Origin of the sequence: Streptomyces sp. NPDC007808, from assembly GCF_042868655.1 — a bacterium.
GTDB lineage: Bacteria > Actinomycetota > Actinomycetes > Streptomycetales > Streptomycetaceae > Streptomyces.
In genome coordinates, this window is sequence record NZ_JBIAEQ010000003.1 from 131645 (window position 1) to 157020 (window position 25376).

The 25376-nt window shown below is 70.2% G+C and carries 26 protein-coding genes, 5 tRNA genes and 1 pseudogene; 11 read left to right on the top strand and 21 right to left on the bottom strand.

Translation table 11 applies throughout. The features are described from left to right. Nucleotides 1-2: 2 nt before the first annotated feature. On the bottom strand, nt 3-1709 hold the full coding sequence (locus ACFYNL_RS12350; protein ID WP_388800956.1) for a DAK2 domain-containing protein: 1707 nt from the start codon (nt 1707-1709) through the stop codon (nt 3-5). 255 nt (nt 1710-1964) lie between these two features. Between ACFYNL_RS12350 and rpmB the strand changes: the two genes are divergently transcribed. Further along, a complete protein-coding gene (rpmB, locus tag ACFYNL_RS12355; protein ID WP_003993230.1) occupies nt 1965-2150 on the top strand; it encodes a 50S ribosomal protein L28 in 186 nt (61 codons plus the stop codon). A gap of 138 nt (nt 2151-2288) precedes the next feature. Here the strand turns inward: rpmB and thiD are convergent, their stop codons facing one another. Both thiD and ACFYNL_RS12365 read right to left on the bottom strand, forming a co-directional pair. Next, a complete protein-coding gene (gene thiD, locus ACFYNL_RS12360; protein WP_388800958.1) occupies nt 2289-3080 on the bottom strand; it encodes a bifunctional hydroxymethylpyrimidine kinase/phosphomethylpyrimidine kinase in 792 nt (263 codons plus the stop codon). Continuing rightward, a complete protein-coding gene (locus tag ACFYNL_RS12365) occupies nt 3077-4045 on the bottom strand; it encodes a thiamine-phosphate kinase (RefSeq protein WP_388800960.1) in 969 nt (322 codons plus the stop codon). Before ACFYNL_RS12365 ends, thiD begins: the two co-directional genes overlap by 4 nt. Nucleotides 4046-4251: 206 nt before the next feature. Here ACFYNL_RS12365 and ACFYNL_RS12370 point away from each other — a divergent pair, with 206 nt between their 5' ends. Together ACFYNL_RS12370 and ACFYNL_RS12375 are read left to right on the top strand one after the other, a co-directional pair. Beyond that, a complete protein-coding gene (locus ACFYNL_RS12370; RefSeq protein ID WP_030040983.1) occupies nt 4252-4485 on the top strand; it encodes an Lrp/AsnC family transcriptional regulator in 234 nt (77 codons plus the stop codon). A 20-nt stretch (nt 4486-4505) separates the two neighbouring features. Then, nucleotides 4506-5015: a DUF3515 domain-containing protein gene (locus tag ACFYNL_RS12375; RefSeq protein WP_388800963.1), complete on the top strand. Its 510-nt coding sequence runs from the start codon at nt 4506-4508 to the stop codon at nt 5013-5015. A gap of 28 nt (nt 5016-5043) precedes the next feature. Here ACFYNL_RS12375 and ACFYNL_RS12380 read toward each other — a convergent pair whose 3' ends face one another. The 3 genes from ACFYNL_RS12380 to ACFYNL_RS12390 form a co-directional block, all read right to left on the bottom strand. Beyond that, entirely contained in the window at nt 5044-6201 is a 1158-nt protein-coding gene (locus tag ACFYNL_RS12380) for a D-alanine--D-alanine ligase family protein (RefSeq protein ID WP_388800966.1), read from the bottom strand. Nucleotides 6202-6281: 80 nt separating this feature from the next. Continuing rightward, on the bottom strand, nt 6282-7292 hold the full coding sequence (locus tag ACFYNL_RS12385; protein ID WP_388800969.1) for an NAD(P)H-dependent glycerol-3-phosphate dehydrogenase: 1011 nt from the start codon (nt 7290-7292) through the stop codon (nt 6282-6284). After that, on the bottom strand, nt 7289-8077 hold the full coding sequence (locus ACFYNL_RS12390) for a lysophospholipid acyltransferase family protein (RefSeq protein WP_388800972.1): 789 nt from the start codon (nt 8075-8077) through the stop codon (nt 7289-7291). Before ACFYNL_RS12390 ends, ACFYNL_RS12385 begins: the two co-directional genes overlap by 4 nt. A 169-nt stretch (nt 8078-8246) precedes the next feature. Between ACFYNL_RS12390 and cofC the strand changes: the two genes are divergently transcribed. Beyond that, nucleotides 8247-8885, top strand: a complete 639-nt coding sequence (gene cofC / locus ACFYNL_RS12395; protein WP_388800975.1) for a 2-phospho-L-lactate guanylyltransferase — start codon at nt 8247-8249, stop codon at nt 8883-8885. Between the two features lie 116 nt (nt 8886-9001). Beyond that, nucleotides 9002-9205, top strand: a complete 204-nt coding sequence (locus ACFYNL_RS12400; RefSeq protein WP_388800977.1) for a hypothetical protein — start codon at nt 9002-9004, stop codon at nt 9203-9205. Between the two features lie 78 nt (nt 9206-9283). On the opposite strand, the gene ACFYNL_RS12405 is transcribed toward ACFYNL_RS12400, so the two are convergent. The 4 genes from ACFYNL_RS12405 to leuC all read right to left on the bottom strand — a co-directional run bounded on the left by ACFYNL_RS12405 (nt 9284) and on the right by leuC (nt 12590). After that, a complete protein-coding gene (locus ACFYNL_RS12405) occupies nt 9284-9913 on the bottom strand; it encodes an HU family DNA-binding protein (RefSeq protein WP_388800980.1) in 630 nt (209 codons plus the stop codon). 137 nt (nt 9914-10050) lie between these two features. Further along, a complete protein-coding gene (locus tag ACFYNL_RS12410; protein ID WP_093910159.1) occupies nt 10051-10281 on the bottom strand; it encodes a hypothetical protein in 231 nt (76 codons plus the stop codon). 278 nt (nt 10282-10559) lie between these two features. Then, nucleotides 10560-11153, bottom strand: coding sequence for a 3-isopropylmalate dehydratase small subunit (leuD, locus tag ACFYNL_RS12415; protein ID WP_388800983.1), 594 nt, complete (start codon nt 11151-11153; stop codon nt 10560-10562). A 6-nt stretch (nt 11154-11159) separates the two neighbouring features. Beyond that, nucleotides 11160-12590, bottom strand: coding sequence for a 3-isopropylmalate dehydratase large subunit (leuC, locus tag ACFYNL_RS12420; RefSeq protein WP_388800986.1), 1431 nt, complete (start codon nt 12588-12590; stop codon nt 11160-11162). A gap of 201 nt (nt 12591-12791) precedes the next feature. Between leuC and ndgR the strand changes: the two genes are divergently transcribed. Beyond that, nucleotides 12792-13508 (top strand): IclR family transcriptional regulator NdgR, encoded by a 717-nt coding sequence (gene ndgR / locus ACFYNL_RS12425; protein ID WP_388800988.1) that lies wholly within the window; start codon nt 12792-12794, stop codon nt 13506-13508. 86 nt (nt 13509-13594) lie between these two features. Here ndgR and ACFYNL_RS12430 read toward each other — a convergent pair. Further along, nucleotides 13595-14028, bottom strand: a pseudogene (locus ACFYNL_RS12430) (monooxygenase family protein). A 101-nt stretch (nt 14029-14129) separates the two neighbouring features. On the opposite strand from ACFYNL_RS12430, the gene ACFYNL_RS12435 reads away from it, so the two are divergent. Continuing rightward, nucleotides 14130-14783, top strand: coding sequence for a MerR family transcriptional regulator (locus tag ACFYNL_RS12435; protein ID WP_388800990.1), 654 nt, complete (start codon nt 14130-14132; stop codon nt 14781-14783). A 55-nt stretch (nt 14784-14838) separates the two neighbouring features. On the opposite strand, the gene ACFYNL_RS12440 is transcribed toward ACFYNL_RS12435, so the two are convergent. The 10 genes from ACFYNL_RS12440 to ACFYNL_RS12485 all read right to left on the bottom strand — a co-directional run bounded on the left by ACFYNL_RS12440 (nt 14839) and on the right by ACFYNL_RS12485 (nt 19419). Beyond that, a tRNA-Glu gene (locus ACFYNL_RS12440) sits at nt 14839-14911 on the bottom strand. Nucleotides 14912-14939: 28 nt separating this feature from the next. After that, nucleotides 14940-15011 (bottom strand) — tRNA-Gln (locus ACFYNL_RS12445). Nucleotides 15012-15031: 20 nt separating this feature from the next. Then, nucleotides 15032-15104 (bottom strand) — tRNA-Glu (locus tag ACFYNL_RS12450). A gap of 62 nt (nt 15105-15166) precedes the next feature. Further along, nucleotides 15167-15239: transfer RNA gene (locus tag ACFYNL_RS12455), tRNA-Glu, on the bottom strand. Between the two features lie 21 nt (nt 15240-15260). Continuing rightward, a tRNA-Gln gene (locus tag ACFYNL_RS12460) sits at nt 15261-15332 on the bottom strand. Nucleotides 15333-15424: 92 nt separating this feature from the next. Beyond that, nucleotides 15425-16156: an HAD family hydrolase gene (locus ACFYNL_RS12465; RefSeq protein ID WP_388800992.1), complete on the bottom strand. Its 732-nt coding sequence runs from the start codon at nt 16154-16156 to the stop codon at nt 15425-15427. A 52-nt stretch (nt 16157-16208) separates the two neighbouring features. Next, nucleotides 16209-16622 (bottom strand): hypothetical protein, encoded by a 414-nt coding sequence (locus ACFYNL_RS12470; RefSeq protein WP_388800995.1) that lies wholly within the window; start codon nt 16620-16622, stop codon nt 16209-16211. A 204-nt stretch (nt 16623-16826) separates the two neighbouring features. Further along, nucleotides 16827-18311, bottom strand: a complete 1485-nt coding sequence (gltX, locus tag ACFYNL_RS12475; protein ID WP_388800997.1) for a glutamate--tRNA ligase — start codon at nt 18309-18311, stop codon at nt 16827-16829. Next, nucleotides 18295-19080, bottom strand: coding sequence for a fumarylacetoacetate hydrolase family protein (locus tag ACFYNL_RS12480; RefSeq protein ID WP_388801000.1), 786 nt, complete (start codon nt 19078-19080; stop codon nt 18295-18297). The genes gltX and ACFYNL_RS12480 overlap by 17 nt, the downstream gene beginning before the upstream one ends. A 153-nt stretch (nt 19081-19233) precedes the next feature. Then, nucleotides 19234-19419: a hypothetical protein gene (locus tag ACFYNL_RS12485; RefSeq protein ID WP_388801003.1), complete on the bottom strand. Its 186-nt coding sequence runs from the start codon at nt 19417-19419 to the stop codon at nt 19234-19236. Between the two features lie 602 nt (nt 19420-20021). Here ACFYNL_RS12485 and ACFYNL_RS12490 point away from each other — a divergent pair. The 4 genes from ACFYNL_RS12490 (at nt 20022) to ACFYNL_RS12505 (ending at nt 25241) form a co-directional block, all read left to right on the top strand. Continuing rightward, complete coding sequence (locus ACFYNL_RS12490) at nt 20022-23750, top strand: nitrate- and nitrite sensing domain-containing protein (RefSeq protein WP_388801005.1); 3729 nt, start codon at nt 20022-20024, stop codon at nt 23748-23750. A gap of 9 nt (nt 23751-23759) precedes the next feature. Further along, nucleotides 23760-24173, top strand: coding sequence for a roadblock/LC7 domain-containing protein (locus tag ACFYNL_RS12495; RefSeq protein WP_030216565.1), 414 nt, complete (start codon nt 23760-23762; stop codon nt 24171-24173). A gap of 113 nt (nt 24174-24286) precedes the next feature. Then, on the top strand, nt 24287-24685 hold the full coding sequence (locus ACFYNL_RS12500) for a DUF742 domain-containing protein (protein WP_003997626.1): 399 nt from the start codon (nt 24287-24289) through the stop codon (nt 24683-24685). Further along, complete coding sequence (locus tag ACFYNL_RS12505; RefSeq protein WP_388801008.1) at nt 24666-25241, top strand: ATP/GTP-binding protein; 576 nt, start codon at nt 24666-24668, stop codon at nt 25239-25241. The genes ACFYNL_RS12500 and ACFYNL_RS12505 overlap by 20 nt, the downstream gene beginning before the upstream one ends. Nucleotides 25242-25376: the final 135 nt, after the last annotated feature.

The following is a 25376-nucleotide window of genomic DNA, read 5'->3' on the forward strand; positions in this document are numbered from 1 at the left end:
CGTCACTCCACGCCGATGAGCAGCAGCGCCCCCTGCCGTCCGCCCCGGTACACCACCGTGTCGACGGCGAGGTAGGACTCACGCACGCGTGCTTCGAGGTGCTCGGCGATCGCCTCGGGGGCCTCGTCGCCGAGGACGAGGGTGACGAGTTCCCCGCCGGCCGCGAGCATACGGTCGAGGACGGCCTCTGCGGTGGCCGTGACGTCCGAGCCGATCACGGCCACGTCCCCGTCGATGAGGCCGAGGACGTCACCGGCCTGGCAGATGCCGGCCATGGTCCAGGACTGCCGCTCGGCGACCGCGACCTCGGCGTACCGGGTCGCGCCGGCCGCCGAGGTCATCGACACCACGTCCTCGTCGAAGCGGCGCTCCGGCTCGTGCACGGCGAGCGCCGCGATGCCCTGGACCGCGGAGCGGGTCGGGATCAGCGCCACGCGGATGCCCTCCGCGCGGGCCTGTTCGGCCGCCGCCGCCGCGGTGTGGCGCAGCTCCGCGTCGTTGGGCAGCAGGACGACCTCGCGGGCGTGGGCGCGCCGTACCGCCTGCACGAGTTCCCCGCTGGCCGGCGGCTCCCCCGGGCGGGCGAGCACGGTGGTGGCTCCGGCCTCGGTGTACAGCCCGGCCAGGCCCTCACCCGGGACGACGGCGACGACGGCCCGCTGGGCCCGCTCCCGGGGCGGCCGCTCACCGCCGGTGGTGTGGACGTCGCCGGCCCCGAAGTGCGTGATCCGGATCCGGTACGGCCGCCCGGCCTCGACCCCGGCCTCCACGGCGGCCCCGGCGTCGTCGACGTGCACATGGACGTTCCAGAGTCCATCGCCGCCGACGACGACCAGTGAGTCACCGAGGGCGTCGAGCCGCCGCCGCAGCCGCGCCACGGCCGCGTCCTCGGCTTCCAGCAGATAGATCACCTCGAAGGCGGGCCCGCCCGCGTCCAGCACGTCGGCGCAGTCCTCGACGTCGGCGTCCGACGGGCTCCCGCCGGCGGTGGGGACGGCCCGGGAACCGCCCTCCACGCCCGCGTGCGCACCGCAGAAGGCAGGCACCGGGGCCGGGGCGGCCTGCCCCGTGAACGTCTCCACGAGCGCACCGAGCACCGCGAGCAGCCCCCGCCCGCCGGCGTCGACGACCCCGGCGCGCTCCAGGACCGCCAGCTGCCGGGGGGTGGCGGCCAGCGCCGCACGGGCCCCTTCGTACGCGGCCCGTGCGACCGCCCCGCAGTCGGCGCCCTCGGCTGTGCCGGCCGCGTCGGCGGCGGCCGAGGCGACCGTGAGGACGGTGCCCTCGACGGGGTGGGCCACGGCCTGGCGGGCGGAGTCGGCGGCCTGCCGCAGCGCGCGGCGCAGTCCGGAGCCGTCGGTGTGAGCCGTCTCACCGTCGGCGGCGAGCACCTGGGCCATGCCCCGCAGCAGCTGGGCGAGGATCGTCCCGGAGTTGCCCCGGGCCCCGATCAGGGCGCCGTGCGCCATCGCGCGGGAGGCGTCGGCCAGGGTGGGCTTGCCCACCTCGTACGCGCTGAACACCGCCTCCACCGCACCGACGGCCGACTCCACGGTCAGGTACAGGTTGGTCCCGGTGTCCCCGTCGGCCACGGGGTAGACGTTGATCGCGTCGATCTCCTCGCGTGCGCGACCGAGGGACTCCAGCGCGAGACCGCACCAGGTGCGCACCGCGAGAGCATCGAAGAATGTCTGCGGCACCTGCGCCACCTGCGCCTCCTTGAGCTGCTGGACGTGGCACGCAGCGTAGACCCAGGGCCGGTGGGCTCCGGAAGAGGGCCGGGAGCCGGGCTCTGAGCAGCCATGGTAGTTTCGTTGTGCTGGCGCAGTCGTTGTATGCTGCTCCGGTTGCCCGATCCGATCGGGCCATTCCCCTGGCAATGCCACTCAGATCTCTGATCCTAGATCGCGATCCCGGCAGGCCGGGATCAACCGTAAGTGCATCTGAAGTCTTTGGAGTGACCCGTGGCTGCCAACTGCGACGTCTGCGGCAAGGGGCCGGGCTTCGGCAACAACATCTCGCACTCGCACCGCCGTACGTCCCGTCGCTGGAACCCGAACATCCAGCGTGTGCGTACCGTGGTCGGCGGGACGCCGAAGCGCGTGAACGCCTGCACCTCGTGCATCAAGGCCGGCAAGGTCTCGCGCTGACGCTCAGCTGAGCGCGCGGCCACCGCTGGTTCGCCGCACGAAGCCGGTCCACCTTGAGTGGACCGGCTTTTTGCTGCGCTCGGACGACGGCTGTGGCGGGAGGGCCGACGGCTCGGCCCGGACAACGGCCCCGAGCCGCTACGCGCCCCCGCGGAACCGCCACCCGTGATCCACCGGCCCGATCCCCCCGCCGAGCGCGAACCCGGCCCGGATCGCCCCGGTGACGTACTCCTTGGCCGCCGCCACCGCCTCCGGCACCGGCAGCCCCTTGGCGAGGCCCGAGGCGACCGCGGAGGCGAGGGTGCAGCCCGTGCCGTGCGTGTGCCGGTTGTCGTGGCGAGGCGCCCGCAGCCAGTGCTCCTCGGAGCCGTCGGTCAGCAGGTCCACGGCGTCGCCGGTCAGATGACCGCCCTTGATCAGCACCCAGCGCGGCCCGTACGCCAGAACCGCGGCCGCGGCCTCCCGAAGCTGCTCCTCCGACTCGACGTGGACCCCCGTCAGTTGCGCCACCTCGTCCAGGTTGGGCGTGGCCACGGTCGCGACCGGCAGCAGCTTGGTGCGCACCGAGTCGAGCGCGGAAGCCGCGATGAGCGGGTCCCCGTGCTTGGAGACACCCACCGGGTCGACGACAACGGGTGCGTCCGTGCCGCCGATCAACTCGGCGACCGTCTCGACGAGTTCGGCGGATGCCAGCATCCCCGTCTTGACCGCCTGTACGCCGATGTCGTCGACGACGCTGCGGTACTGGGCCCGCACGGCCGCCACCGGTAGCTCCCAGGCGCCCTGCACGCCCAGGGAGTTCTGGGCCGTGACCGCGGTGATCACGCTCATGCCGTGCACGCCGAGGGCGAGCATCGTCTTCAGGTCGGCCTGGATGCCCGCGCCGCCGCCGGAGTCGGAGCCCGCGACCGTGAGGACGTTCGGGATCATGACTCGATGTCCCCTCCGAAGTGGTCCCAGCCGCCCTTCTTGGTCCACGGCGCCCCGTCGACCGTCACCTGGGGCAGCGCCGAGGGGTTGAGCACCTCGCCGATGACCTTCCAGCGGGCCGGCAGCTTCACGTCCGGCGGGAAGGTCGCCACGATCGCGTGGTCCTCTCCCCCGGTCAGCACCCACTGCATGGGGTCGACGCCGACGGCCTGGCCGATGTCGTTCATCTGGGTCGGGATGTCGATGGCGCCGGAGCGGATGTCGATGCGCACCTTGCTGGCCTCGGCGATGTGCCCGAGGTCGGCGATCAGCCCGTCGCTGACGTCGCACATCGCGGTCGCGCCGAGCCCCGCGGCGGCCGGGCCCGCGTGATACGGCGGCTCGGGTCGCCGGTGGGCCTCCACGAAGGCGCGCGGCGAGCGGAAGCCCCGGGCGAGTACGGCGTATCCGGCGGCCGACCAGCCCAGCCAGCCGGTCACCGCGACGAGGTCCCCGGGCTGCGCACCGGCCCGCGTGACGGGCTCCTGGTTGCGCAGATCGCCGAGCGCGGTGATCGACACCATGATGGAGTCGCCCCGTACGACGTCTCCGCCGACCACCGAGGCGCCCGCGACCTGGCACTCGTCGCGCAGGCCGTCCATCAGCTCGGTCGGCCAGGCCACCGGGAGTTCGGCCGGCACGACCAGGCCGAGCAGCAGGGCGGTCGGCACGGCGCCCATGGCGGCGATGTCCGCGAGGTTCTGCGCGGCGGCCTTGCGGCCGACGTCGTAGGCGGTGGACCAGTCGCGGCGGAAGTGCCGTCCCTCCAGCAGGATGTCGGTGCTGGCCACCACCCTGCGGTCGGGTGCGGCCACCACCGCGGCGTCGTCACCGGGGCCGACCCGGACCGCCGGGGTGGTGGTGAGACGGGAGGTGAGCTCCCTGATGAGCCCGAACTCGCCGAGCTCACCAACAGTGCCCTTCATTGCCCTTACGCCCCTTCTGTCCCTGTCCGCACCCGGTCGCGCGTCACTGGTGTCCTCGCTACCGTCGAGGTGTACGTCAACTTCTTTCGTGCCGGCACCCCGGCGCGCAAGCCCCGGTCACCGGGGGTCTCCCCGCGGCGAGCGGCGACGCGATACCGTGGCGTTCCTTTTCCCCACATGATCCTCGTGGCCGCCCTGGAGGTTCCGTGGTACAGGCGTACATCCTGATCCAGACGGAGGTCGGCAAGGCGTCGACCGTCGCCGAGACGATCAACAAGATCCCTGGAGTCATCCAGGCCGAGGACGTGACGGGACCGTACGACGTCATCGTGCGCGCCCAGGCCGACACCGTCGACGACCTGGGTCGCATGGTGGTCGCCAAGGTCCAGCAGGTGGACGGCATCACCCGCACCCTGACCTGCCCGGTCGTCCATCTGTAGCCCCCGTCTACCCTTGGCCGGTGAACTCTTTCCGTCACCGGCGCACTTCCACCCTCGGGCTGCCCGCGCTCGTCCTGCTGATCACCGCCGCGGGCTGCTCATCAGCAGACGGCAGCGCGACCGCGGCGGTTCCCAGCCCCGGCGCGAAGACCGCGAAGTTGTGCCGGAACCTGGACAAGGTACTGCCGGCCGAGGTGGACGGTGAGAGCCGGGAGGATCCCTCACCGGAGTCCGCGCTGACCGCCGGGTGGGGGGACGCGGCGATCATACTGCGGTGCGGTGTCGTGCGGCCCCCCAAGATGCTCGATCCCAAGGTGGCCGAGGGCCGGGACCCGGACGCGGTGCCCGGTGGCGTGAACGGCGTCCGGTGGCTGATGGAGAAGCGGGACGACGGGGGGTACCGCTTCACCTCCGCGCTGCGGCGCGCCTACGTCGAGGTCACCGTGGAAGAGGGCCGGGACAGTTCGAGCGTGCTCATCGATCTGGCGCCGGCCGTCAAGAAGGCGATCCCCAAGGGGATCGCCGACTGAACCGCGCGGAGACTGAACCGCGCGGACGTCACCTGAGCCCGGTGGACCGCCGCAGCGCCGCCTGGATCAGCATGTCCACCAGGTCCGGGTAGCTGATCCCGCTCGCCTGCCACATCTGCGGGTACATCGAGATCGGGGTGAACCCGGGCATGGTGTTGATCTCGTTGATCACGAACTCCCCGTCCTCGGTGAGGAAGAAGTCCGCGCGCACCAGGCCCTCGCACGAGGCAGCCTCGAAGGCGTCCACCGCCAGGCGCTGCACCTCGGCCGTCTCCTGAGGCGTCAGCGGCGCCGGGACGATGCCGGGCGTGGAGTCGATGTACTTGGCCTCGAAGTCGTAGTAGGCGTGCGCGTCCGGCGGCGGGATCTCCGCGGGGACGGAGGCACGCGGGCCGTCCTCGAACTCCAGCACCCCGCACTCGATCTCCCGGCCGCGCAGTGCCGCCTCGACGAGGATCTTCGGGTCGTGCCGCTGCGCCTCGGCGATCGCCTCGTCCAGGCCGGACAGGTCGTCGACCTTGGTGATGCCGATGGACGAGCCCGCGCGCGCGGGCTTCACGAAGAGCGGCCAGCCGTGGTCGCCGGCGAAGTCGATGATCTTCTTGCGGGCGGCGGACTCGTCCTGCTCCCACTCGCGCGGCCGGATCACCACGTACGGGCCCACCTTGAGCCCGAAGGAGGTGAACACCCGCTTCATGTACTCCTTGTCCTGGCCGACGGCCGAGGCGAGCACGCCCGAGCCGACGTACGGCACTCCGGAGAGCTCCAGAAGGCCCTGGAGGGTGCCGTCCTCGCCGTAGGGGCCGTGGAGCACCGGGAAGACCACGTCGATCTCACCGAGCGCCTTGGGCACCGATCCGGGCTCGCTGTAGACCACTTCGCGGTTGGCCGGGTCCACGGGGAGCACGACGCCGCCCTCGCTGGACTCGGCCAGTTCCTCGACGTGGGGCGTACGGCGCTCGGTGATCGCCATGCGTTCCGGTTCGTCGGCGGTGAGCACCCACCGGCCGCTCTGCGTGATGCCGATCGGCAGGACGTCGTACTTGGTCCGGTCGATCGCGCGCAGGATGGCGCCAGCGGTGACCATGGAGATGCCGTGCTCGGAGCTGCGACCGCCGAACACGACGGCGACCCGCGGCTTGCGCGAAGCCCGGTCAGGGCTCTGGGGGAGGTTCTCAGTGCTCATATCGCGATGAGCGTACCCGCCCGTAGGGACCGAGTCAGCGTCCGGAGGGTGGGGTTCGCTCAGCGTCGCCCGGGCTCGGCTCAGCGTCGCTCCGGCTTGGCGCTGCGCGACATCAGCTCCTTGAGGGCGACCACCGGAGGCTTGCCCTCGTGCACGATGCCGACGACGGTCTCCGTGATCGGCATGTCGACGCCGTGCCTGCGGGCCAGATCCAGCACCGACTCACAGGACTTGACGCCCTCGGCGGTCTGCTTGGTGACCGCGATGGTCTCCTGGAGGGTCATGCCCTTGCCGAGGTTGGTGCCGAAGGTGTGGTTGCGCGACAGCGGCGAGGAACAGGTGGCCACCAGGTCGCCGAGGCCGGCGAGTCCGGAGAACGTCAGCGGGTCGGCGCCCAGTGCCATTCCGAGCCTGGTCGTCTCCGCGAGGCCGCGGGTGATGAGCGAGCCCTTGGCGTTGTCGCCGAGGCCCATGCCGTCCGCGATGCCGACGGCGAGCCCGATGACGTTCTTCACAGCTCCGCCGAGTTCGCAACCCACCACGTCCGTATTGGTGTACGGACGGAAGTACGGCGTGTGGCAGGCGGCCTGGAGGCGCTGGGCGACGGCCTCGTCGGTGCAGGCGACCACGGCGGCGGCGGGCATCCGCGCGGCGATCTCCCGGGCGAGGTTGGGGCCGGTGACCACGGCGATGCGGTCCGAACCGACCTTGGCGACATCCTCGATGACCTCGCTCATCCGCATCGCGGAGCCCAGCTCGACGCCCTTCATCAGCGAGACGAGGGTCGTTCCGGGCGCGAGCAGCGGGGTCCATTCGGCGAGGTTGCCGCGCAGCGTCTGCGAGGGGATGGCGAGGACGGTGAAGTCGGCGTCGTGCGCGGCTTCGGCGGCGTCCGGGGTGGCGCGCAGGTTCTCGGGGAGTTCGACGCCGGGGAGGTAGTCCGGGTTGGTCCGCGTGGAGTTGACCGCTTCCGCGAGGTCGGCGCGACGCGCCCAGAGGGTCACCTCGCACCCCGCGTCGGCGAGGACCATGCCGAAGGCGGTGCCCCACGACCCGGTGCCCATGACGGCCGCCTTGACGGGCTTGCTCACGTCCCCTGCCCCTCTTCCTGCTCGGCCTTCGCCACGTGCGCCTGCCGGTTCTGCGCGGCGGTCCTGCGCCGCTGTTCGATGCGCTCCTGGCGCGGGTCGTACGGCGTCTCGGGCGCCTTCTCGCCGCGGATCTCCTCCAGCTGGCGGGTGATGGCGGCCATGATGACCTCGGTCGCCTCCTTCAGCAGCTCCGGGGTCATCTCCTTGTCGTAGAAACGCGTCAGGTCCACGGGCGGGCCCGCGAGCACCCGGTGGGTCTTGCGCGGAAGGACGTTGGGTTTCTTGGCGTACGGCGGCAGCAACTCGTTGGCGCCCCACTGCGCCACCGGGATCACCGGGCACCTGGTCTGCAGGGCGACCCGTGCGGCACCGGTCTTGGCGGTCATGGGCCACTGGTCCGGGTCGCGGGTGAGGGTGCCCTCCGGGTAGAACGCGACGCACTCACCGCGCTCCACGGCGGCGATCGCGGCCCGGAAGGCGCTCAGCGCGTCCGTGGTCTCCCGGTAGACGGGGATCTGACCGGTGCCGCGCATCGCGGCGCCGATGAATCCCTTCTTGAAAAGCCCGCTCTTCGCGAGGAATCGCGGCACCCGGCCGGTGTTGTACTGAAAGTGCGCGTATGCGAAGGGATCGATGTGCGAATTGTGGTTCACCGCGGTGATAAATCCGCCCTCGGCCGGAATGTGCTCCATTCCGCGCCAGTCCCGCTTGATCAGAACCACCAGCGGCGGTTTGCAGATCACCGCGGCGAAGCGGTACCAGAAGCCGATTCTGCGGCGGGGCACGCGGACACCTTCCTCTAGGGATCAATGACATCGGGCCGGGGGGCCGCACAAGTGTCGCCCCAGGCCGCCGGTCTGTCGAGAACACCGTACGCCCCGCCGCCCCGGCCGCCGGATGCCCCTGGCGACTGCTGAGTGACAATGACCGCGACTGGAGAGGGACGAAACGCTCGTGCAATGGACCTTGGTCATACCCGTGAAGCCCTTGGCGCGGGCGAAGAGCAGGCTGTCGGACACCGCCACCGACGGGCTGCGGCCCGGCCTCGCCCTGGCGTTCGCGCAGGACACCGTGGCCGCGGCGCTGGCCTGCCCGGCGGTGAAGGATGTGGCTGTCGTCACGGACGACGCCCTGGCCGGCCGTGAGCTGGGCGCACTGGGCGCGCACATCGTCCCCGACGAGCCCGGCGGTGGCCTGAACGCGGCACTGGAGCACGCGGCGGCGGCCGTACGCGCCTCCCGCCCCGACGGCGCCGTGGCCGCCCTGAACGCGGACCTCCCGGCGCTGCGCCCTTTGGAACTGGCCCGGGTCCTGGACGCGGCCGCGGAATTCCCCCGCGCATTCCTCCCGGACGCGGCAGCGCTGGGCACGACCTTGCTGGCCGCGACCCCGGGCCGGGAACTGCTTCCCGCGTTCGGCGAGGACTCCCGGGCCCGTCACCGCGCCTCCGGGGCGGTGGAGCTGCGCCTCGACGACGTGGACTCCGTACGCCAGGACGTGGACACGGGAGACGACCTGCGCTCCGCGTTGGCCCTGGGCGTAGGCCCGCGCACGGCGGCGATGGCGGCCCGGCTGCTGATCAGGGAGCCGTAGCTCCCTCACCCCAGGGGTGCGGGGACCGGGCGAGCGGCCATGACGCGTCCGCGCCCGCCAGGGAGCCGAAAGCCCACGGCGCGCCCTCTCACCCGGCGGACACTAGGCTGACCGTCATGCAGGCCACCGCTTACACCTACGACGCCGGATCCCGCACCGGCAGCGTGCTCCTCGACGACGGCACCCCCGTCCCCTTCGACGCCCCGGCCTTCGACGCGGGCGGCCTGCGGCTGCTGCGCCCCGGGCAGCGGGTCCGCATCGAGACGGCGGGCGAGGGCGAGTCCCTGCGGATCACGCTGGTGACGCTGCAGACGTTCTGAGCGGGCACCGCGTCCCATACACGCCGCGGGCCGGACTCCCCACGGAGTCCGGCCCGGCGCGTGAGTGCCCCAGCGTTCCTACCTCTTGCGAGCGGTGGCCTTCTTGGCCGTGGTCTTGCGAGCCGTCGACTTCTTGGCGGGCGCCTTCTTGGCGGTCGCCTTCTTCGCCGGGGCCTTCTTGGCGGTGGTCTTCTTCGCCGCGGTGGTCTTGGCGGCCGTCGTGGTCTTCTTCGCCGGCGCCTTCTTCGCGGTGGTCTTCTTCGCCGCGGCCGTGGTCTTCTTCGCGGTGGTCTTCTTCGCGGTCGTCTTCTTCGCGGCGGCGGCCTTGGTGGTCTTCTTCGCGGCGGCCTTCTTGACCGTCGCCGAGGCGCCACCGGTCAGGCTGCCCTTGGGCGCCTTCTTCACCGAGACCTCGCCGCCCCGCGGGAGCTTCTTCGAGCCGCTCACCAGGTCCTTGAAGCCCTGACCCGCACGGAAGCGGGGAACCGAGGTCTTCTTGACCCGAACCCGCTCGCCCGTCTGGGGGTTGCGGGCGTAACGAGCCGGACGGTCGACCTTCTCGAACGAACCGAAGCCGGTGACGGAGACCCGCTCACCGGCGACGACCGCGCGGACGATGGCGTCCAGTACGTGGTCGACAGCATCGGCGGCCTGCTGGCGGCCGCCCATCTTGTCGGCAATCGCTTCTACGAGCTGCGCCTTGTTCACGTCTTCCCCTTCGGAGACATCGCCAGAACGAAAGTGTTCAAGCTTTTTCGCACGTTAGGCAGATATATACCGCAAATCAAACACGAAACGGGCTAATCACCCTTGTGCCGCAACAGACTCGACTGTCTCGAAGGTGTTCAGCGTTCCTCTTCGGGGAATCGCCCCGCGTCGAGATCCGCGATGAACCGCTCCAGACGCCTTGTCGCTTCGGCGACGTCGTGCTTGGCCGCGGCCGTAATGACCAGCAGCTTCCGGGTCAGCGCCATCCGTACGCCCTCCGGGACTTGCAGTGCGCGCACCCTTGTGTGCGCTTCCTTGAGTTGGTCCGCGACTGCCGCATAGAGCTCGAGTTGGCCGTCGTGTTCCATGCACAGATTGTGCCATCTGGGGCGAGTTGTCGCCTGCCAGGGGTGCAACTCCGGCCTCAAATGGCCTTCCGGGCACTTGCGAAAGCCGCGGGCATGAGACTCGCGTACCCCGGTAACACCCGCCGTAACGTGGGAAGTTGAACTTGATTCGAACCGGAGCAGGGCCGTTCGGGTGCAGACATGGCAGTACCCCCGATCGGAGCTGATCGGGGGTACTGCGTGAGTGTTGCGGTGGCCGAAAGTCGCCTTGCGCCGAACCTCCGGACCGTCGTTTCGGATCAGGTCTGAAGCGTGCGCGGCTTGAAGGAGGGGCGCTTCGCCTCGTAGGCCGCGATGTCGGCCTCGTTCTGGAGGGTGATCGAGATGTCGTCGAGGCCGTTCAGCAGCCGCCAGCGGGAGTTCTCGTCCAGCTCGAAGGAGGCGGTGATGCCCTCGGCGCGCACCTCACGCGCCTCAAGGTCCACAGTGACCTCAGCCGTCGGGTCCTTCTCGGTGAGCTCCCACAGCGCGTCCACGATCTTCTGCTCCAGAACCACCGTGAGCAGGCCGTTCTTGAGCGAGTTGCCACGGAAGATGTCGGCGAAGCGGGAGGAGATCACGGTCTTGAAGCCGTAGTTCTGCAGCGCCCAGACCGCGTGCTCACGGGAGGAACCGGTACCGAAGTCGGGACCGGCGACCAGGACCGTCGCGCCCTGTCGCTCGGGCTGGTTGAGGATGAAGCTCTCGTCCTTGCGCCAGGCCTCGAACAGCCCGTCCTCGAACCCGTCCCTGGTCACCTTCTTGAGCCAGTGAGCAGGGATGATCTGGTCGGTGTCGACGTTGGAGCGGCGCAGCGGGACGGCCCGGCCGGTGTGCTTGGTGAATGCTTCCATGACTTCTCAGACTCCAGCGGGCGTACGGGTCTCGGCGTCGGACAGGTCGGCCGGGGAGGCCAGGTGGCCCAGGACCGCGGTGGCCGCCGCGACCTGCGGCGACACCAGGTGGGTACGGCCGCCCTTGCCCTGCCGGCCCTCGAAGTTGCGGTTGGAGGTGGACGCGGAGCGCTCACCCGGGGCCAGCTGGTCCGGGTTCATGCCCAGGCACATCGAGCAGCCCGCGTGCCGCCACTCGGCCCCGGCCTCCTTGAAGACGACGTCCAGGCCCTCGGAGACGGCCTGCAGACCCACCCGCGCGGAACCGGGGACGACCAGCATCCGTACGCCGTCGGCGACTTTGCGGCCCTTCACGAGCTCGGCCGCGGCGCGCAGGTCCTCGATGCGGCCGTTGGTGCAGGAGCCTACGAAGACGGTGTCCACCTTGATGGAGCGCAGCGGCTGGCCGGCCTCCAACCCCATGTACTCCAGGGCCTTTTCGGCGGCGAGGCGCTCCGAAGCGTCTTCGTACGAAGCCGGGTCGGGGACGGACGCCGAAAGCGGAGCGCCCTGGCCCGGGTTGGTGCCCCAGGTGACGAACGGCGACAGTTCGGCGGCCTCGATGACGACCTCGGCGTCGAACTCGGCGTCCTCGTCCGTCTTCAGCGTCTTCCAGTACGCGACGGCCGCGTCCCAGTCCTCGCCCTCGGGGGCGTGCGGACGGCCCTTGAGGTACTCGAAGGTGGTCTCGTCGGGGGCGATCATGCCCGCCCGGGCGCCGGCCTCGATCGACATGTTGCAGATGGTCATCCGGGCCTCCATCGAGAGCTTCTCGATGGCCTCGCCGCGGTACTCCAGGACGTAGCCCTGGCCGCCGCCCGTACCGATCTTGGCGATGATCGCCAGGATCAGGTCCTTGGCGGTGACGCCCTCGGGCAGTTCGCCGTTGACCGTGATGGCCATGGTCTTCGGACGGGCCATGGGCAGCGTCTGGGTGGCCAGCACGTGCTCCACCTGGGAGGTGCCGATGCCGAACGCCAGACCGCCGAAGGCGCCGTGCGTGGAGGTGTGGGAGTCGCCGCAGACGACGGTCATGCCGGGCTGGGTCAGACCCAGCTGCGGGCCGACGACGTGCACGACGCCCTGCTCGACGTCACCGAGCGGGTGCAGACGCACGCCGAACTCGGCGGCGTTCTTGCGCAGCGTCTCCAGCTGGACCCGGGAGACCGGGTCGGCGATGGGCTTGTCGATGTCGAGGGTCGGGGTGTTGTGGTCCTCGGTGGCGATGGTCAGGTCGAGCCGGCGCACCGGGCGACCGCTCTTGCGAAGGCCGTCGAAGGCCTGCGGGCTGGTCACCTCGTGCAGCAGGTGCAGATCGATGAAGAGGAGGTCGGGCTCGCCCTCGGCGCGCCGGACGACGTGGTCGTCCCAGACCTTCTCCGCGAGTGTCCTACCCATCGCTTTCCCTCCGGCCGGCATACGGTCCACCGGCCCAACTAGAGATCTTGAGAAGGCGACCGGCGCCTGCGCCCCTGCTTCCGGGCGTCCGCCGCCGGGCCCGTCCTGTTCACGGGCCGCTCTGCCTTCGTTCTTCCAGAGTGGCGTGTTCCACGGAAAATTGAACTTGCGTTTCACAGAGTGAGACGCGAGTATCGTTTCATGGACAACAGTAGCGGCGTCGGCGTTCTGGACAAGGCAGCCCTTGTCCTGAGCGCCCTGGAGTCCGGTCCGGCCACCCTCGCGGGGCTCGTCTCGGCCACCGGATTGGCACGACCCACGGCCCATCGACTGGCCGTGGCCCTCGAACACCACCGCATGGTGGCGCGTGACATGCAGGGCCGTTTCATTCTCGGCCCCCGGCTCGCGGAACTGGCCGCGGCGGCCGGTGAGGACCGTCTCCTCGCCACGGCCGGCCCGGTCCTCACTCACCTCCGGGACGTCACCGGCGAGAGCGCGCAGCTCTACCGCCGCCAAGGCGACATGCGCATCTGCGTCGCGGCGGCGGAGCGTCTGTCCGGCCTGCGGGACACGGTCCCGGTCGGCTCGACGCTCACCATGAAGGCGGGTTCCTCGGCGCAGATCCTGATGGCCTGGGAGGAGCCGGAGCGCCTGCACCGGGGCCTGCAGGGCGCCCGCTTCACGGCCACCGCGCTCTCGGGCGTACGACGCCGGGGCTGGGCCCAGTCGATCGGCGAGCGCGAGCCGGGCGTCGCGTCCGTCTCCGCGCCCGTACGCGGCCCGTCGAACCGGGTGGTGGCCGCCGTGTCGGTCTCCGGCCCCATCGAGCGCCTCACCCGCCACCCCGGCCGCATGCACGCCCAGGCGGTCATCGACGCCGCCAGCCGTCTGTCCGAGGCCCTGCGCCGCTCGGGCTGAGCCCGGGCACCCTCACGGGAAACGTCACTGGGGAGGACCCGCCTCAACGCCGCGGCGGGCCCTCCCCCTCCCCCGATCCCCCCGGCTCACCGGGTCTCTTCGGCCGCTTCGGCCGCCGACCGGTACGCATACCGGTCCTTCGCACAACGCCCACGCCTCTCGACCGGCCCCTGCCCGTGCGCCGCCGCGAGCCCGATGGCCGGCATGTCCGCGTAGACCGACTCGTACGCCCCCTCGGGCACGACATGGGCCTCGTGCCGGATCCCGACATGCCCACGCGCCTCTCCCGCCCGCTCCTTGCGGTTGACGATCCCCCACACGCGGTGGTGGAACATCTCCGGCGCGGTGGCGTACGCGTACGGCTTCTCCTTGGACTCCCGGGGCATGGGGAACATCGACAGCATGACCGCAGCCACTGGTGCACCGCCCAGAAGCGGTTGATCGGCATCCCGATGAGCAGGACCACCAAGTCGCCTTCGGCGTCCGCGGTCGTACGCCCCAACACCGGTTTCGCGCACATGGCGCCCCCTGGATGACGGCCCCTGGCCCCCCGTCGGATAGCGGCACTATCCTTCTGAGCGGTGCTTGGATAGTGGCACTTCCCAAGGAGGGGCGCAAGAGATGCGGCTGGCCGAGCTCAGCGAGCGCAGTGGGGTGCCCATCGCGACGATCAAGTACTACCTGCGCGAAGGGCTGTTGGAGCCCGGTCGCCAGATCAACGCCCGCACCGCGGAGTACGACGAGGAGCATCTGCGCCGGCTCCGTCTGGTGCGCGCGATGATCCAGATCGGCCGCGTCCCGGTGGCCACGATCCGCGAGGTCCTCGGGCACGTCGACGACGACTCCCTGCCCCGGACGATCCGGATGGGCGCGGCACTGTGGGCGTTGCCACAGGTCCGCGAACCGGACGAGGACGACGAGTTCGTGCGGTCCGCCCACGAGGCGGCGGACCGGCTGCTGGAGTCCCTGGGCTGGTCGAACGCCCAGTCCCTGGTGACCATCTCGCCCTCCTACCGCTCCCTGGTGGTGGCGATGGCCGCCCTCAGGCGCCTCGGTTACGAATGGGACCCTCAACTGCTGCTGGAATACGCCCGGTTGATGCATGGGGCGGCCGTCCTCGACCTGGACTTCGTGGAGACCCACGCCTCGGAGGCGGAGAAGGTCGAGACGGCGGTCCTGGGGGCGATCCTGGTCGAGCCGATGCTCCAGGCCCTGCACCGGCTGGCCCAGGAGGAGGAGTCGGCACGGCGGTACGGCTTCGGCGAGAAGTCCTGAGGACGGGCCAGGGCATGACGAAGGCCCCCCACCGAAGTGGAGGGCCTTCACTGTGTACCCCCGACCGGATTCGAACCGGCGCTACCGCCTTGAGAGGGCGGCGTGCTAGGCCGCTACACAACGGGGGCGTGGAGCCTGCGTTTCCGCAGGTCCGAGCTGGTCTACCTGGACTCGAACCAAGACTAACTGAACCAGAATCAGTCGTGCTGCCAATTACACCATAGACCAATGTGGTTTAGACCAGTCAGTACCCCCGACCGGATTCGAACCGGCGCTACCGCCTTGAGAGGGCGGCGTGCTAGGCCGCTACACAACGGGGGCCCTAGCGATCCTGCATCGAGGTCGGCGGGAGCTACCCTGACCATCCTCGCGGGAAGGATCTGTACCCCCGACCGGATTCGAACCGGCGCTACTGCCTTGAGAGGGCAGCGTGCTAGGCCGCTACACAACGGGGGCTTTGCAGATGAGCTCTGCGAGCTGGCCTACCTGGACTCGAACCAAGACTAACTGAACCAGAATCAGTCGTGCTGCCAATTACACCATAGGCCACTGGAACGCAAGCCCCAGAGGGGATCTTGTTCTAGTTCGCTCCCCCGGGATTCCGGCCTTTCGGCCCGCTCCCCGGCGGCGCAGGAAGAACATTACCCGAAGGTGGACGGGGCTCCAAAACGGGTATCGGCGCCGAGGAGCGCGGGGAGTTCGGAGAGGGACGCGATCCGGTGCGGTCCGCCGGGGCCGTCGTCGCCGGTGTACACGCCGTCACGGTCGATCCACACCGACAGCAGCCCGGCCTGCGCCGCGCCGCGGCCGTCGATCTCCGGGTGGTCGCCGACGTACGCGACCTCGTGCGGGGCCAGGTCGAGGGCGGCGCAGGCCGCGTGGAAGGCGCCGGCCTCCGGCTTGGAGACGCCGAGCTCGGCGGCGCACAGGATCGCCTCGAACCGGTCGTGCACGCCGAGCACGCGCAGCTTGCGGTCCTGGACATGGATGCTGGAGTTGGACAGCACCGCGTGCCGATGACTGGCCGCGAGGGCGTCCAGGACCGGCAGGACGTCCGGGAAGAGGGCCCAGGCGGTCTCGTAGTGCGTGAGGTAGCGCTGGAACCAGGCGTCGGCGGCGTCGTCGGTCAGCTCCTCGCCCAGGAAGACGCGCACCCGGTCGCGGCGCTGCCCCTCGAAGGAGACCTCGCCGGCGGAGAACCTCGCCCACTGGCCGTCGGTGACCTCCCGCCAGCGCGCGAGGGCCTGCTGGACGCTGTCGTACGCGTCCAGCAGGCCCTCGGCCATCAGGTGCAGGCGCATTCCGGCCCGGTCGGCGCGCGTGTAGTCGAAAAGAGTGTCGTCGACGTCCCAGATCACGGCACGAATGCTCATGACGCGACGGTAGCCTGCGACACCCGGCTCCGTCCGTCGGCCGCGCAGCGGACTAGTTGCCGGCGCAGGCCATGACCCAGGGGCCGTAGGAGCCGCTGACGTAGGCGCCGTTGTCCACGTGACCGACGCGGAAGTAGAAGCAGGCGTTCTCGTTCATGTCGGTGTCGTAGACGTACGCGTCGTTCAGGTCGTAGCCGGTGTAGCCGCCGGTGTAGTCCACGTGGATCTTGGTGTGGCTGGTGGACGGGGTGCCCGTCGTGGGGCTCGTGTACTGCAGACGCACGCCCTTGCCGTCGGAGCAGACGTCGAGGAACTTGAAGGTGTCGCCGTAGCCGTAGAAGTACACGGCTCCGCAGCTGTTGCTGGACGAGGCCGTGTACGAGGCGGCGTGGGACGCGGTGGCCGTCGCCAGGGTGAGGGCCGAGGCCGCGATGGCTGCGATCGCGAAACGTCGGGCGTGGGACATGTGACTCCTTGCGGTGAGCACAGGACTACGCGTCGCCTGACGGCGGGCGTGAGTGGTTCGAGCTGGAACTATGCACGAGCGATGATCTTCGTACAAGAGTTCGGCAGAAGTTCGCGATCATGCGGCCCACGCCCTCCACCGGTCCCGGGCGCACAGCGGTGAGGGGCGGCAGCCGTCGCTGCCGCCCCTCACCGCTGTCAGGGTCTACGCCGCCAGCTTCGCCAGCGCCGCGTCGATCCGGGCCAGCGTCGTCTCCTTGCCCAGGACCTCCAGGGACTCGAAGAGCGGCAGGCCCACCGTGCGACCGGTGACGGCGACGCGGACCGGGGCCTGGGCCTTGCCGAGCTTGAGGCCGTGGGCCTCACCGGCGGCCAGGACGGCCTCCTTCAGGGAGTCCGGGGACGTCCAGTCGGCCGCCTCCAGCTTCTCGCGGGCCGTCCGCAGCAGGGCGTCCGAGCCCTCCTTCATGGCCTTCGTCCAGGACGGCTCGTCGAACACCGGCTCCGGCAGGAACAGGAAGTCGACGTTGTCCGTGATCTCCGACAGCACCTTCAGGCGGGTCTGGGCGTGCGGGGCGATCGCCTGCCACTTCACCTCGTCGAACGCCTCCGGGGCCCAGGGGGCGAAGGGGGCCTGGAGCCACGGGCGGCAGCGCTCGGTGAAGTCCTTCACATCCAGCATGCGGATGTGGTCGCCGTTGATCGACTCGCACTTCTTGAGGTCGAAGCGGGCCGGGTTGGGGTTCACGTCCGCGATGTCGAAGGCCGCGACCATCTCGGCCGTGGTGAAGATGTCCTGGTCGGCGGAGAGCGACCAGCCGAGCAGCGAGAGGTAGTTGAGCAGGCCCTCCGGCAGGAAGCCGCGCTCGCGGTAGAGGTTGAGCGAGGACTGCGGGTCGCGCTTGGAGAGCTTCTTGTTGCCCTCGCCCATCACGTACGGCAGGTGGCCGAAGGCCGGGATCCGCTTGGCGATGCCGAGTTCGGTCAGTGCCTTGTAGAGGGCGATCTGACGAGGCGTGGAGGAGAGCAGATCCTCGCCGCGCAGAACGTGGGTGATCTCCATCAGGGCGTCGTCGACCGGGTTGACCAGCGTGTACAGCGGGGCGCCGTTCGCACGGACGATGCCGTAGTCCGGGACGTTCTCCGGGGTGAAGGTCAGCTCGCCGCGGACCAGGTCCGTGAAGGTGATCGTCTCGTCGGGGATACGGAAGCGGACGATCGGGGTGCGGCCCTGGGCCTTGTACTCCTCGACCTGCGTCTCGGACAGGTCTCGGCAGTGGCCGTCGTAGCCGGAGGGCTTGCCGGCGGCGCGGGCGGCCTCGCGGCGGGTGTCCAGCTCCTCCTGGGAGCAGTAGCAGTGGTAGGCGTGGCCGCCGTCCAGGAGCTTGGCCGCGACGTCCTTGTAGAGGTCCATGCGCTGCGACTGGCGGTACGGTGCGTGCGGGCCGCCGATCTCGGGGCCCTCGTCCCAGTCGAAGCCCAGCCAGCGCATGGAGTCGAGCAGCTGCTGGTACGACTCCTCGGAGTCGCGAGCCGCGTCGGTGTCCTCGATGCGGAAGACGAGCGTGCCCTGGTGGTGCCGGGCGAATGCCCAGTTGAACAGGGCGGTGCGGACCAGGCCCACATGCGGGTTACCGGTGGGCGAGGGGCAGAAACGTACGCGGACGGGTGCGCTAGCCACGCTTGACAACCTTGTTGGTGAGAGTGCCGATGCCTTCGATGGTGACGGCGACCTCGTCGCCGACGTTGAGGGGGCCGACCCCTGCCGGGGTGCCCGTGAGGATCACGTCGCCCGGGAGCAGCGTCATGGCCTCGGAGATGTTGACGATCAGCTCCTCGATGGAGTGGATCATCTCGCTGGTGCGGCCGAGCTGGCGCTGTTCGCCGTTGACGGTGAGCTGGATGGTCAGGTCGGCCGCGGCCTGAAGGTCCAGGTCCGTCTCCACCCAGGGGCCCAGCGGGCAGGCGGTGTCGAAGCCCTTGGCCCGCGCCCACTGCTTCTCGCGCTTCTGCACGTCACGGGCGGTGATGTCGTTGGCGCAGGTGAAGCCGAAGATCACGTCCTTGACGCGCTCGCGCGGGACCTCGCGGCACATACGGCCGATGACGACGGCCAGTTCGGCCTCGTGGTGGAGGTCCTCGGTGAAGGGCGGGTACTGGATCTCGTCGCCGGGGCCGATCACCGAGGTGGACGGCTTGAAGAAGGCGAACGGGGCGTCCGGGACGTCGTTGCCGAGCTCGCGCGCGTGCTCGGCGTAGTTGCGGCCGAACGCCACGACCTTGTTGGGGAGGACCGGCGGCAGCAGCCTGACCTTGCTCAGCGGGACCTTGGTGCCGGAGAGCTCGAAGTCCGCGAACGGGATGCCCTTGATGATGTCGAGGACGAGCTCGTCCGGCCTGTCGCCCTCGACCGCGCCGAAGGCGACGTTCCCGTCGATGGAGAATCTGGCGATGCGCACGGGATCTTGCGCCCCTCACTTGAGCCGGCTGGAGTCTGACGCTCCAGGCTAGCGCGGGCAGGGGCGGGCGCCTCGCGCATCACCGCGGGCGCCCTGACCTCCGTACGACCGCGTGCTCGCGACCGAATGAACGATCGGCCGTCGGTCCCCGTACTAGACGGCGGCGGTGGCGGCGACGGGGATCTCCTGGAGGATGGTGCGCTTGGGGTTCGCGGTCTGAGCGGGAAGGTCGAGCGAGTGCTCCGGCTGCTGCGGGGTCTGCAGTTCGTCGGCGCCGTCGAGGTGCGCCAGCGTCGTGCGCCGCGGGTTGGCTATCGTGCGGATCATCGTCGTCTTCACGGTTGTACGAGCCCTGTCGTGACGAGGCGCCGCGGAGGGGCCTCGGGGGCCGGGTCTCCGGGCGCGGGTTGGCAGAAACATCCCTCTTGTAAAGCGTCAGGCTAAACACGCGGTTCCCACTGGACGCCGCCAAGACCCTCAATCGGCATGTGAGTTTGCTCACGGAAGCACGGACAAAACGGTCAACTCAGACTCGCAATCGACCGTGTCGAAACGGACATTGACCACCTGAAGCCCTCATTCCGCTCCTGATCATGGCGACTGGGACACCCCTCGCACCCCGTCGGCTCGCGGGCATACGTCCGATATGAGTGGGATCAGGTTCTACGACAGGTAGTCTCACCCTCACTTGGTGTCACCTAGGTCACGGCTCGACCAACGGGCCTTGTTGGAGATCCTGCACTGTGCTGGAATTCCACGGACCGCCGCAGCATCGAGCCGGCGCACAGGGGGCGCACCGAGCGCCTTGTGGCGGCGAGAAGGGGGAGCCAGCGCCGGTCCACCACGACCATCAGGGAGCGTATTCAGGGCGCTCCCCGACACGCCGACACCGTGCCCGTCCGTTCACGCGGAGGGTGCCTGGTCCAGAGGTTGCGACGCTAGTGCAGGGACGTTTCAAGAGGGATGGCAGCGCTTCGGCGGAGCCGGAGCACGGCGGGGCCGACCGGGGTCCCTCGCCCCAGCACGCCCACAACCAAGGCGCGGCTCCGTCCGTGGACAGCGGTGAGCGCTCCGGGCGCCCCGCCGTGTCGGCGCCCTCGGGGCCGGCCGGCTCCTCCGCGCCGCCGGCGAAGAAGGCCCCCAAGGGCACGGTCGGCCCGGGCTCGCGAATAGCCCTGCGCAACTGGCGTATCTCCACGCGCCTGGTCGCCCTGCTGACCCTTCCCGTGGTCGCCGCCACCTCGCTGGGCGCACTGCGCATCAGCGACAACATGGACGACATCCAGCAGCTCGAGAACATGAAGCTGCTGACGGACATGACCAAGCGCGCCACCGAACTCGCCGCGGCGCTCCAGGACGAGCGCGACCAGTCGGCCGGTCCCCTCGCGCACGGCGCCAAGGCGACCGACTACACGGTCAAGGGCTACCGCGACAAGACGGACCGGGCCGCGGAGAGCTTCCGGGAGGCCTCCGAGGAGGTCGACAACAACAGCAAGGACGGCAACCTCAAGGGCGTCCGCGACAACCTCGTTCAGCTCGTCGGCGACCTGAACAACATCGCGAAGATCCGCAACACCGCCTACGAGGCCAGGGACAACTCCACCCAGACGGTGGAGGCGTACCACCGCCTGATCACCAACCTGCTGGGCCTCTCCCAGGACATGGCGGAGGCGACCAGCAACCCGGAGATGATCCGCAGCACGCGCGCCCTGGCGGCCTTCTCCAACGCCAAGGAGTACGCGTCCGTCCAGCGCGCCGTCCTCGCGGCGGCGCTGCCGGCGAACAACGACACCGTCGGCGACCTGTCCGAGAACGACCGTCTCTACGCCGACTCCGCCCTGACGAGTCAGCGCTCCGAGATCAAGGCCTTCCGGAACATCTACGGCACACAGGCCGCCGCCGACCTGCTGAAGTCGATCGAGCAGAACAACCCGACGATCACGGCGAGCGACAAGTACGCCAGCCGTGCGCTCAGCAACCCGAACGCCCTCAACGACCTGGAGAAGCGCTCCTACCGCGACTGGGTCGACGACAGCACCACCAAGATCCAGCAGATGCGCGCCATCGAGACGACGCTGCTGGAGGACATGGAGCAGAAGGCCCGCGAGCTGCGCAACGAGTCGGAGCGCGAGGCGATCATCTCCGGTGCGCTGATCCTGCTCGTGCTCGGTGTCTCGCTGGTCGGCGCCTTCGTCGTGGCCCGCTCCATGATCCGCTCGCTGCGCCGCCTGGAGGAGACCGCCACCAAGGTCGCCCAGGACCGTCTGCCCGAGTTGGTCAAGCAGCTGTCCGAGTCCGACCCGCAGGACGTCGACACGTCCGTGGAGTCGGTCGGTGTGCACTCCCGGGACGAGATCGGCCAGGTGGCCGCGGCCTTCGACGACGTGCACCGCGAGGCGGTCCGCCTCGCCGCCGAGCAGGCCCTGCTGCGGGGCAACGTCAACGCGATGTTCACCAACCTCTCGCGCCGCTCCCAGGGCCTCATCCAGCGTCAGCTGTCGCTCATCTCCGAACTGGAGTCCCGCGAGGCCGACCCGGACCAGCTGTCCTCGCTGTTCAAGCTCGACCACCTCGCGACCCGCATGCGCCGTAACGGTGAGAACCTCCTCGTTCTCGCCGGTGAAGAGCCCGGCCGCCGCTGGACCCGCCCGGTCCCGCTGGTCGACGTGCTCCGCGCCGCCGCGTCCGAGGTGGAGCAGTACGAGCGCATCGAGCTGGCCTCCGTGCCGACCACCGAAGTGGCCGGCCGCGTGGTCAACGACCTCGTGCACCTGCTCGCCGAGCTGCTGGAGAACGCGACCTCGTTCTCCTCCCCGCAGACCAAGGTCAAGGTCACCGGTCACGCGCTGCCCGACGGCCGCGTGCTGATCGAGATCCACGACACCGGTATCGGCCTCTCCCCCGAGGACCTCGCGGCGATCAACGAGCGGCTCGCCTCGCCGCCCACCGTGGACGTCTCCGTCTCCCGCCGCATGGGCCTGTTCGTGGTCGGTCGTCTGTCGCAGCGGCACGGCATCCGCATCCAGCTGCGTCCGTCCGACTCCGGCGGTACGACCGCGCTGGTCATGCTTCCCGTCGATGTCGCCCAGGGCAACAAGAAGCCCACTCCGGGCAAGCCCGGTCCGGGCGGCCCGGGTGGCTCCGGTGGTCCTGCCGCCGCGCAGGCCGCGGCAGGTGCGGCGGCCGCCCGTCGCCAGGCCCAGGCCGCCGGCGGCTCCCTCGGCGCCGGTGCGCCCGGCGGGGGCCGGCTCGGTGCCGGTCAGGGCCCGCGGGCAGCGCTGCCGGGGCGTGACGGTGGCGGGCTTCCGGGTGCGCCGCGCGGACCGCAGGGTCCGGGCGGGCCCTCGCAGGGCCGTCCCGCGGCCGGTGCGGGCGCCGGGTTCGGCGGCCAGGCTCCGGGCGCCCCGCAGGGGCTCCAGGCAGCGGGCATGGGCCAGGACCCGTTCGGCTCCGGCCAGGACGCCTTCGGTGCGGGCCAGGACGCTTTCGGCGGCGGTCAGGACGCCTTCGGCGGCTCGGGCGGCCGTGAGCAGTCGCGGCCGCAGACCCCGCCGCCTTCCTCCGGTGGCGAGAAGGGCCGTCGTGGCGGCCGTCGGCCGCAGCTGCCGCCGCGCGGTGGTGCGCGTGCGGAGCTGCCGGGCGGCAACCAGCCTTCCCGTCCGAGCTGGAGCGACGAGAACGCCCAGCCTCCGGTGCCGCGCTCCTCGCTCGACGCGCCGCGCGGCCACGACGAGGACCCCGCGCAGACGTCCCGGATGCCGCGCTTCGACGACCGTCAGGGCCCCGGCTCGACGTCCGAGATGCCGGCGGTCCCGCGCAACGACGGCCGCCAGGGTCAGAGCTCTCCCTCCGACTTCGACCGCCCCGGTGTGAACGGCCGGCAGAACTCGGGTGGCTTCGTCCGCCCGGATGTCTTCGGCACCCCGGCCGGGCAGGACAACCCGTCGCAGACGGGCCAGTTCCCCGCGCCGCAGGGCTACGACAACGGCTCGACGGGCCAGCACGCCCTGCCCGGCCGCCACAACCCCGACTCCACCGGTCAGTTCGAGCGGCCCCAGGTCAACGGCGCCTACGGCGGCCCCGCCGACTTCGGCGCCCCTCAGCCCCCGGCCCCGGCGCGTCCGCAGCAGCGGCCCGCCCGCCAGGAACCCGAGGCCCTGCCGCCGGCGACGGGTCCGGGTGACGGGCGCACCCCGCTGTACGACACGCTGGAGACCAACTGGTTCCACGGTCAGCAGGGACGTCAGACGGGCCCCGACGGCTCCGCCCCGGGTGCCCCGCAGCAGCAGTCGCAGGCTCCGGCGGCGACTGGGCAGTCGTCCGCTCCACAGTCCTCCGCTCCGCAGTCGTCCTCCGCTTCCCAGCGGACCTCGTCGACCGCTTGGCGCAGCTCGCCGAACGACGATCTCGTCCGGCAGGCCGAACGAGTCCGGCAACCGGCCGCGGGCGGCGTCACCACCTCCGGCCTGCCGCGCCGGGTGCCCAGGGCGAACCTCGTCCCGGGTACGGCTCAGCAGCAACAGCACCAACCCGGTCCGCAGGTCTCCCGTGCGCCTGACGACGTACGCGGCCGGCTGACCAATCTCCGTCGGGGTATCGCGCAAGGCCGTCAGGTCGGCAGCGGCCAGACCGGCAGCTTCCCGAACCCCACTCACCAGCAGGAGCGTTAGTTGAGTCCGATGAGCCAGGCGGCACAGAATCTCAACTGGTTGATCACCAACTTCGTGGACAACACCCCGGGTGTGTCCCACACCGTCGTCGTGTCGGCCGACGGCCTCCTGCTGGCACTGTCGGAGGGCTTCCCGCGCGACCGTGCAGACCAGCTGGCGGCCGTCGCGTCGGGCCTGACCTCGTTGACCGCGGGAGCCTCCCGCATCTTCGAGGGCGGCAGCGTGGCTCAGACCGTCGTGGAGATGGAACGAGGATTCCTCTTCCTCATGTCCGTCTCGGACGGTTCGTCCCTCGCCGTTCTGGCCCATCCGGAATGTGACATCGGCCTCGTCGGCTACGAGATGGCGCTGCTGGTCGATCGGGCGGGCGCAGTACTCACGCCGGATCTGCGCGCTGAACTCCAAGGCAGTCTGCTCCACTGATCACCCACGGATCCACCCGTCTCACCAAATCACCGTCCGGCCGCCACAATCCCCCCACCGGCCATGACCAGACGGCTTGACTGACCGACTTGCTGTCCCCGCCCGGAGGATTCATGACCCCGCCCACCGCCTCTCATGATCCGTACGCGGAGCCGTACGAGGATGAGGGCGACCAGCCGCTGGTACGTCCGTACGCGATGACCGGCGGCCGGACCCGGCCGCGCTACCAGCTGGCCATCGAGGCCCTGATCAGCACCACGGCCGACCCGGCAGCGCTCATGGGGCTCCTTCCGGAGCACCAGCGGATCTGCCACCTGTGCCGTGAGGTGAAGTCGGTCGCGGAGGTGTCGGCGCTCCTGTCCATGCCCCTGGGTGTGGCCCGGATCCTCGTCGCCGACCTGGCCGAGGCCGGCCTGGTCGCCATCCACCAGCCGGGCGGCGACGAGAACAACGGCGGCGCTCCGGATGTGACGCTGCTCGAAAGGGTGCTCAGTGGACTTCGCAAGCTCTGAACCGGGCCGGGCGACCACCTCCGCGAAGATCGTGGTGGCGGGTGGCTTCGGCGTGGGCAAGACCACGTTCGTGGGCGCCGTCTCGGAGATCAACCCGCTGCGTACCGAGGCCGTGATGACCTCGGCGAGCGCGGGCATCGACGACCTCACGCACACCGGGGACAAGACCACCACCACGGTGGCCATGGACTTCGGCCGTATCACCCTGGACCAGGACCTGATCCTGTACCTCTTCGGTACGCCGGGCCAGGACCGCTTCTGGTTCATGTGGGACGACCTGGTACGAGGCGCGATCGGCGCCGTCGTCCTGGTGGACACCCGCCGTCTCGCCGACTGCTTCCCGGCGGTCGACTACTTCGAGAACAGCGGCCTGCCGTTCGTCGTGGCGCTCAACGGCTTCGACGGACACCAGCCGTACCAGCCCGAGGAAGTACGCGAGGCGCTGCAGATCGGTCCGGACACCCCGATCATCACGACGGACGCTCGGCACCGCTCGGATGCGAAGAGCGCGCTGATCACGCTGGTCGAGCACGCCCTGATGGCACGGCTGCGGTAGATCAAGTCGGAAGCGTTATACGGCAGTTGTCGTAGATGTGATGGAGCCGACTGTGGCCTTTGACACGGTCGGCTCCCTTGTTCATAACGTTTCGGCAGAGGAATCGGGTGGTACCGCCACGCGTCGCGGTCGACC

Excerpts from the sequence above, each read along its gene's own strand:
- ndgR (WP_388800988.1), top strand. The coding sequence starts at position 12,792 with ATGGACAACAGTAGCGGCGTCGGCGTTCTGGACAAGGCAGCCCTTGTC.
- ACFYNL_RS12365 (WP_388800960.1), bottom strand. The coding sequence starts at position 4,045 with ATGAAGGGCACTGTTGGTGAGCTCGGCGAGTTCGGGCTCATCAGGGAG.
- ACFYNL_RS12380 (WP_388800966.1), bottom strand. The coding sequence starts at position 6,201 with ATGAGCACTGAGAACCTCCCCCAGAGCCCTGACCGGGCTTCGCGCAAG.
- leuC (WP_388800986.1), bottom strand. The coding sequence starts at position 12,590 with ATGGGTAGGACACTCGCGGAGAAGGTCTGGGACGACCACGTCGTCCGG.
- ACFYNL_RS12500 (WP_003997626.1), top strand. The coding sequence starts at position 24,287 with ATGACCCCGCCCACCGCCTCTCATGATCCGTACGCGGAGCCGTACGAG.
- ACFYNL_RS12435 (WP_388800990.1), top strand. The coding sequence starts at position 14,130 with ATGCGGCTGGCCGAGCTCAGCGAGCGCAGTGGGGTGCCCATCGCGACG.
- leuD (WP_388800983.1), bottom strand. The coding sequence starts at position 11,153 with ATGGAAGCATTCACCAAGCACACCGGCCGGGCCGTCCCGCTGCGCCGC.
- ACFYNL_RS12400 (WP_388800977.1), top strand. The coding sequence starts at position 9,002 with ATGCAGGCCACCGCTTACACCTACGACGCCGGATCCCGCACCGGCAGC.
- ACFYNL_RS12465 (WP_388800992.1), bottom strand. The coding sequence starts at position 16,156 with ATGAGCATTCGTGCCGTGATCTGGGACGTCGACGACACTCTTTTCGAC.
- ACFYNL_RS12470 (WP_388800995.1), bottom strand. The coding sequence starts at position 16,622 with ATGTCCCACGCCCGACGTTTCGCGATCGCAGCCATCGCGGCCTCGGCC.
- thiD (WP_388800958.1), bottom strand. The coding sequence starts at position 3,080 with ATGATCCCGAACGTCCTCACGGTCGCGGGCTCCGACTCCGGCGGCGGC.
- ACFYNL_RS12410 (WP_093910159.1), bottom strand. The coding sequence starts at position 10,281 with ATGGAACACGACGGCCAACTCGAGCTCTATGCGGCAGTCGCGGACCAA.
- ACFYNL_RS12495 (WP_030216565.1), top strand. The coding sequence starts at position 23,760 with ATGAGCCAGGCGGCACAGAATCTCAACTGGTTGATCACCAACTTCGTG.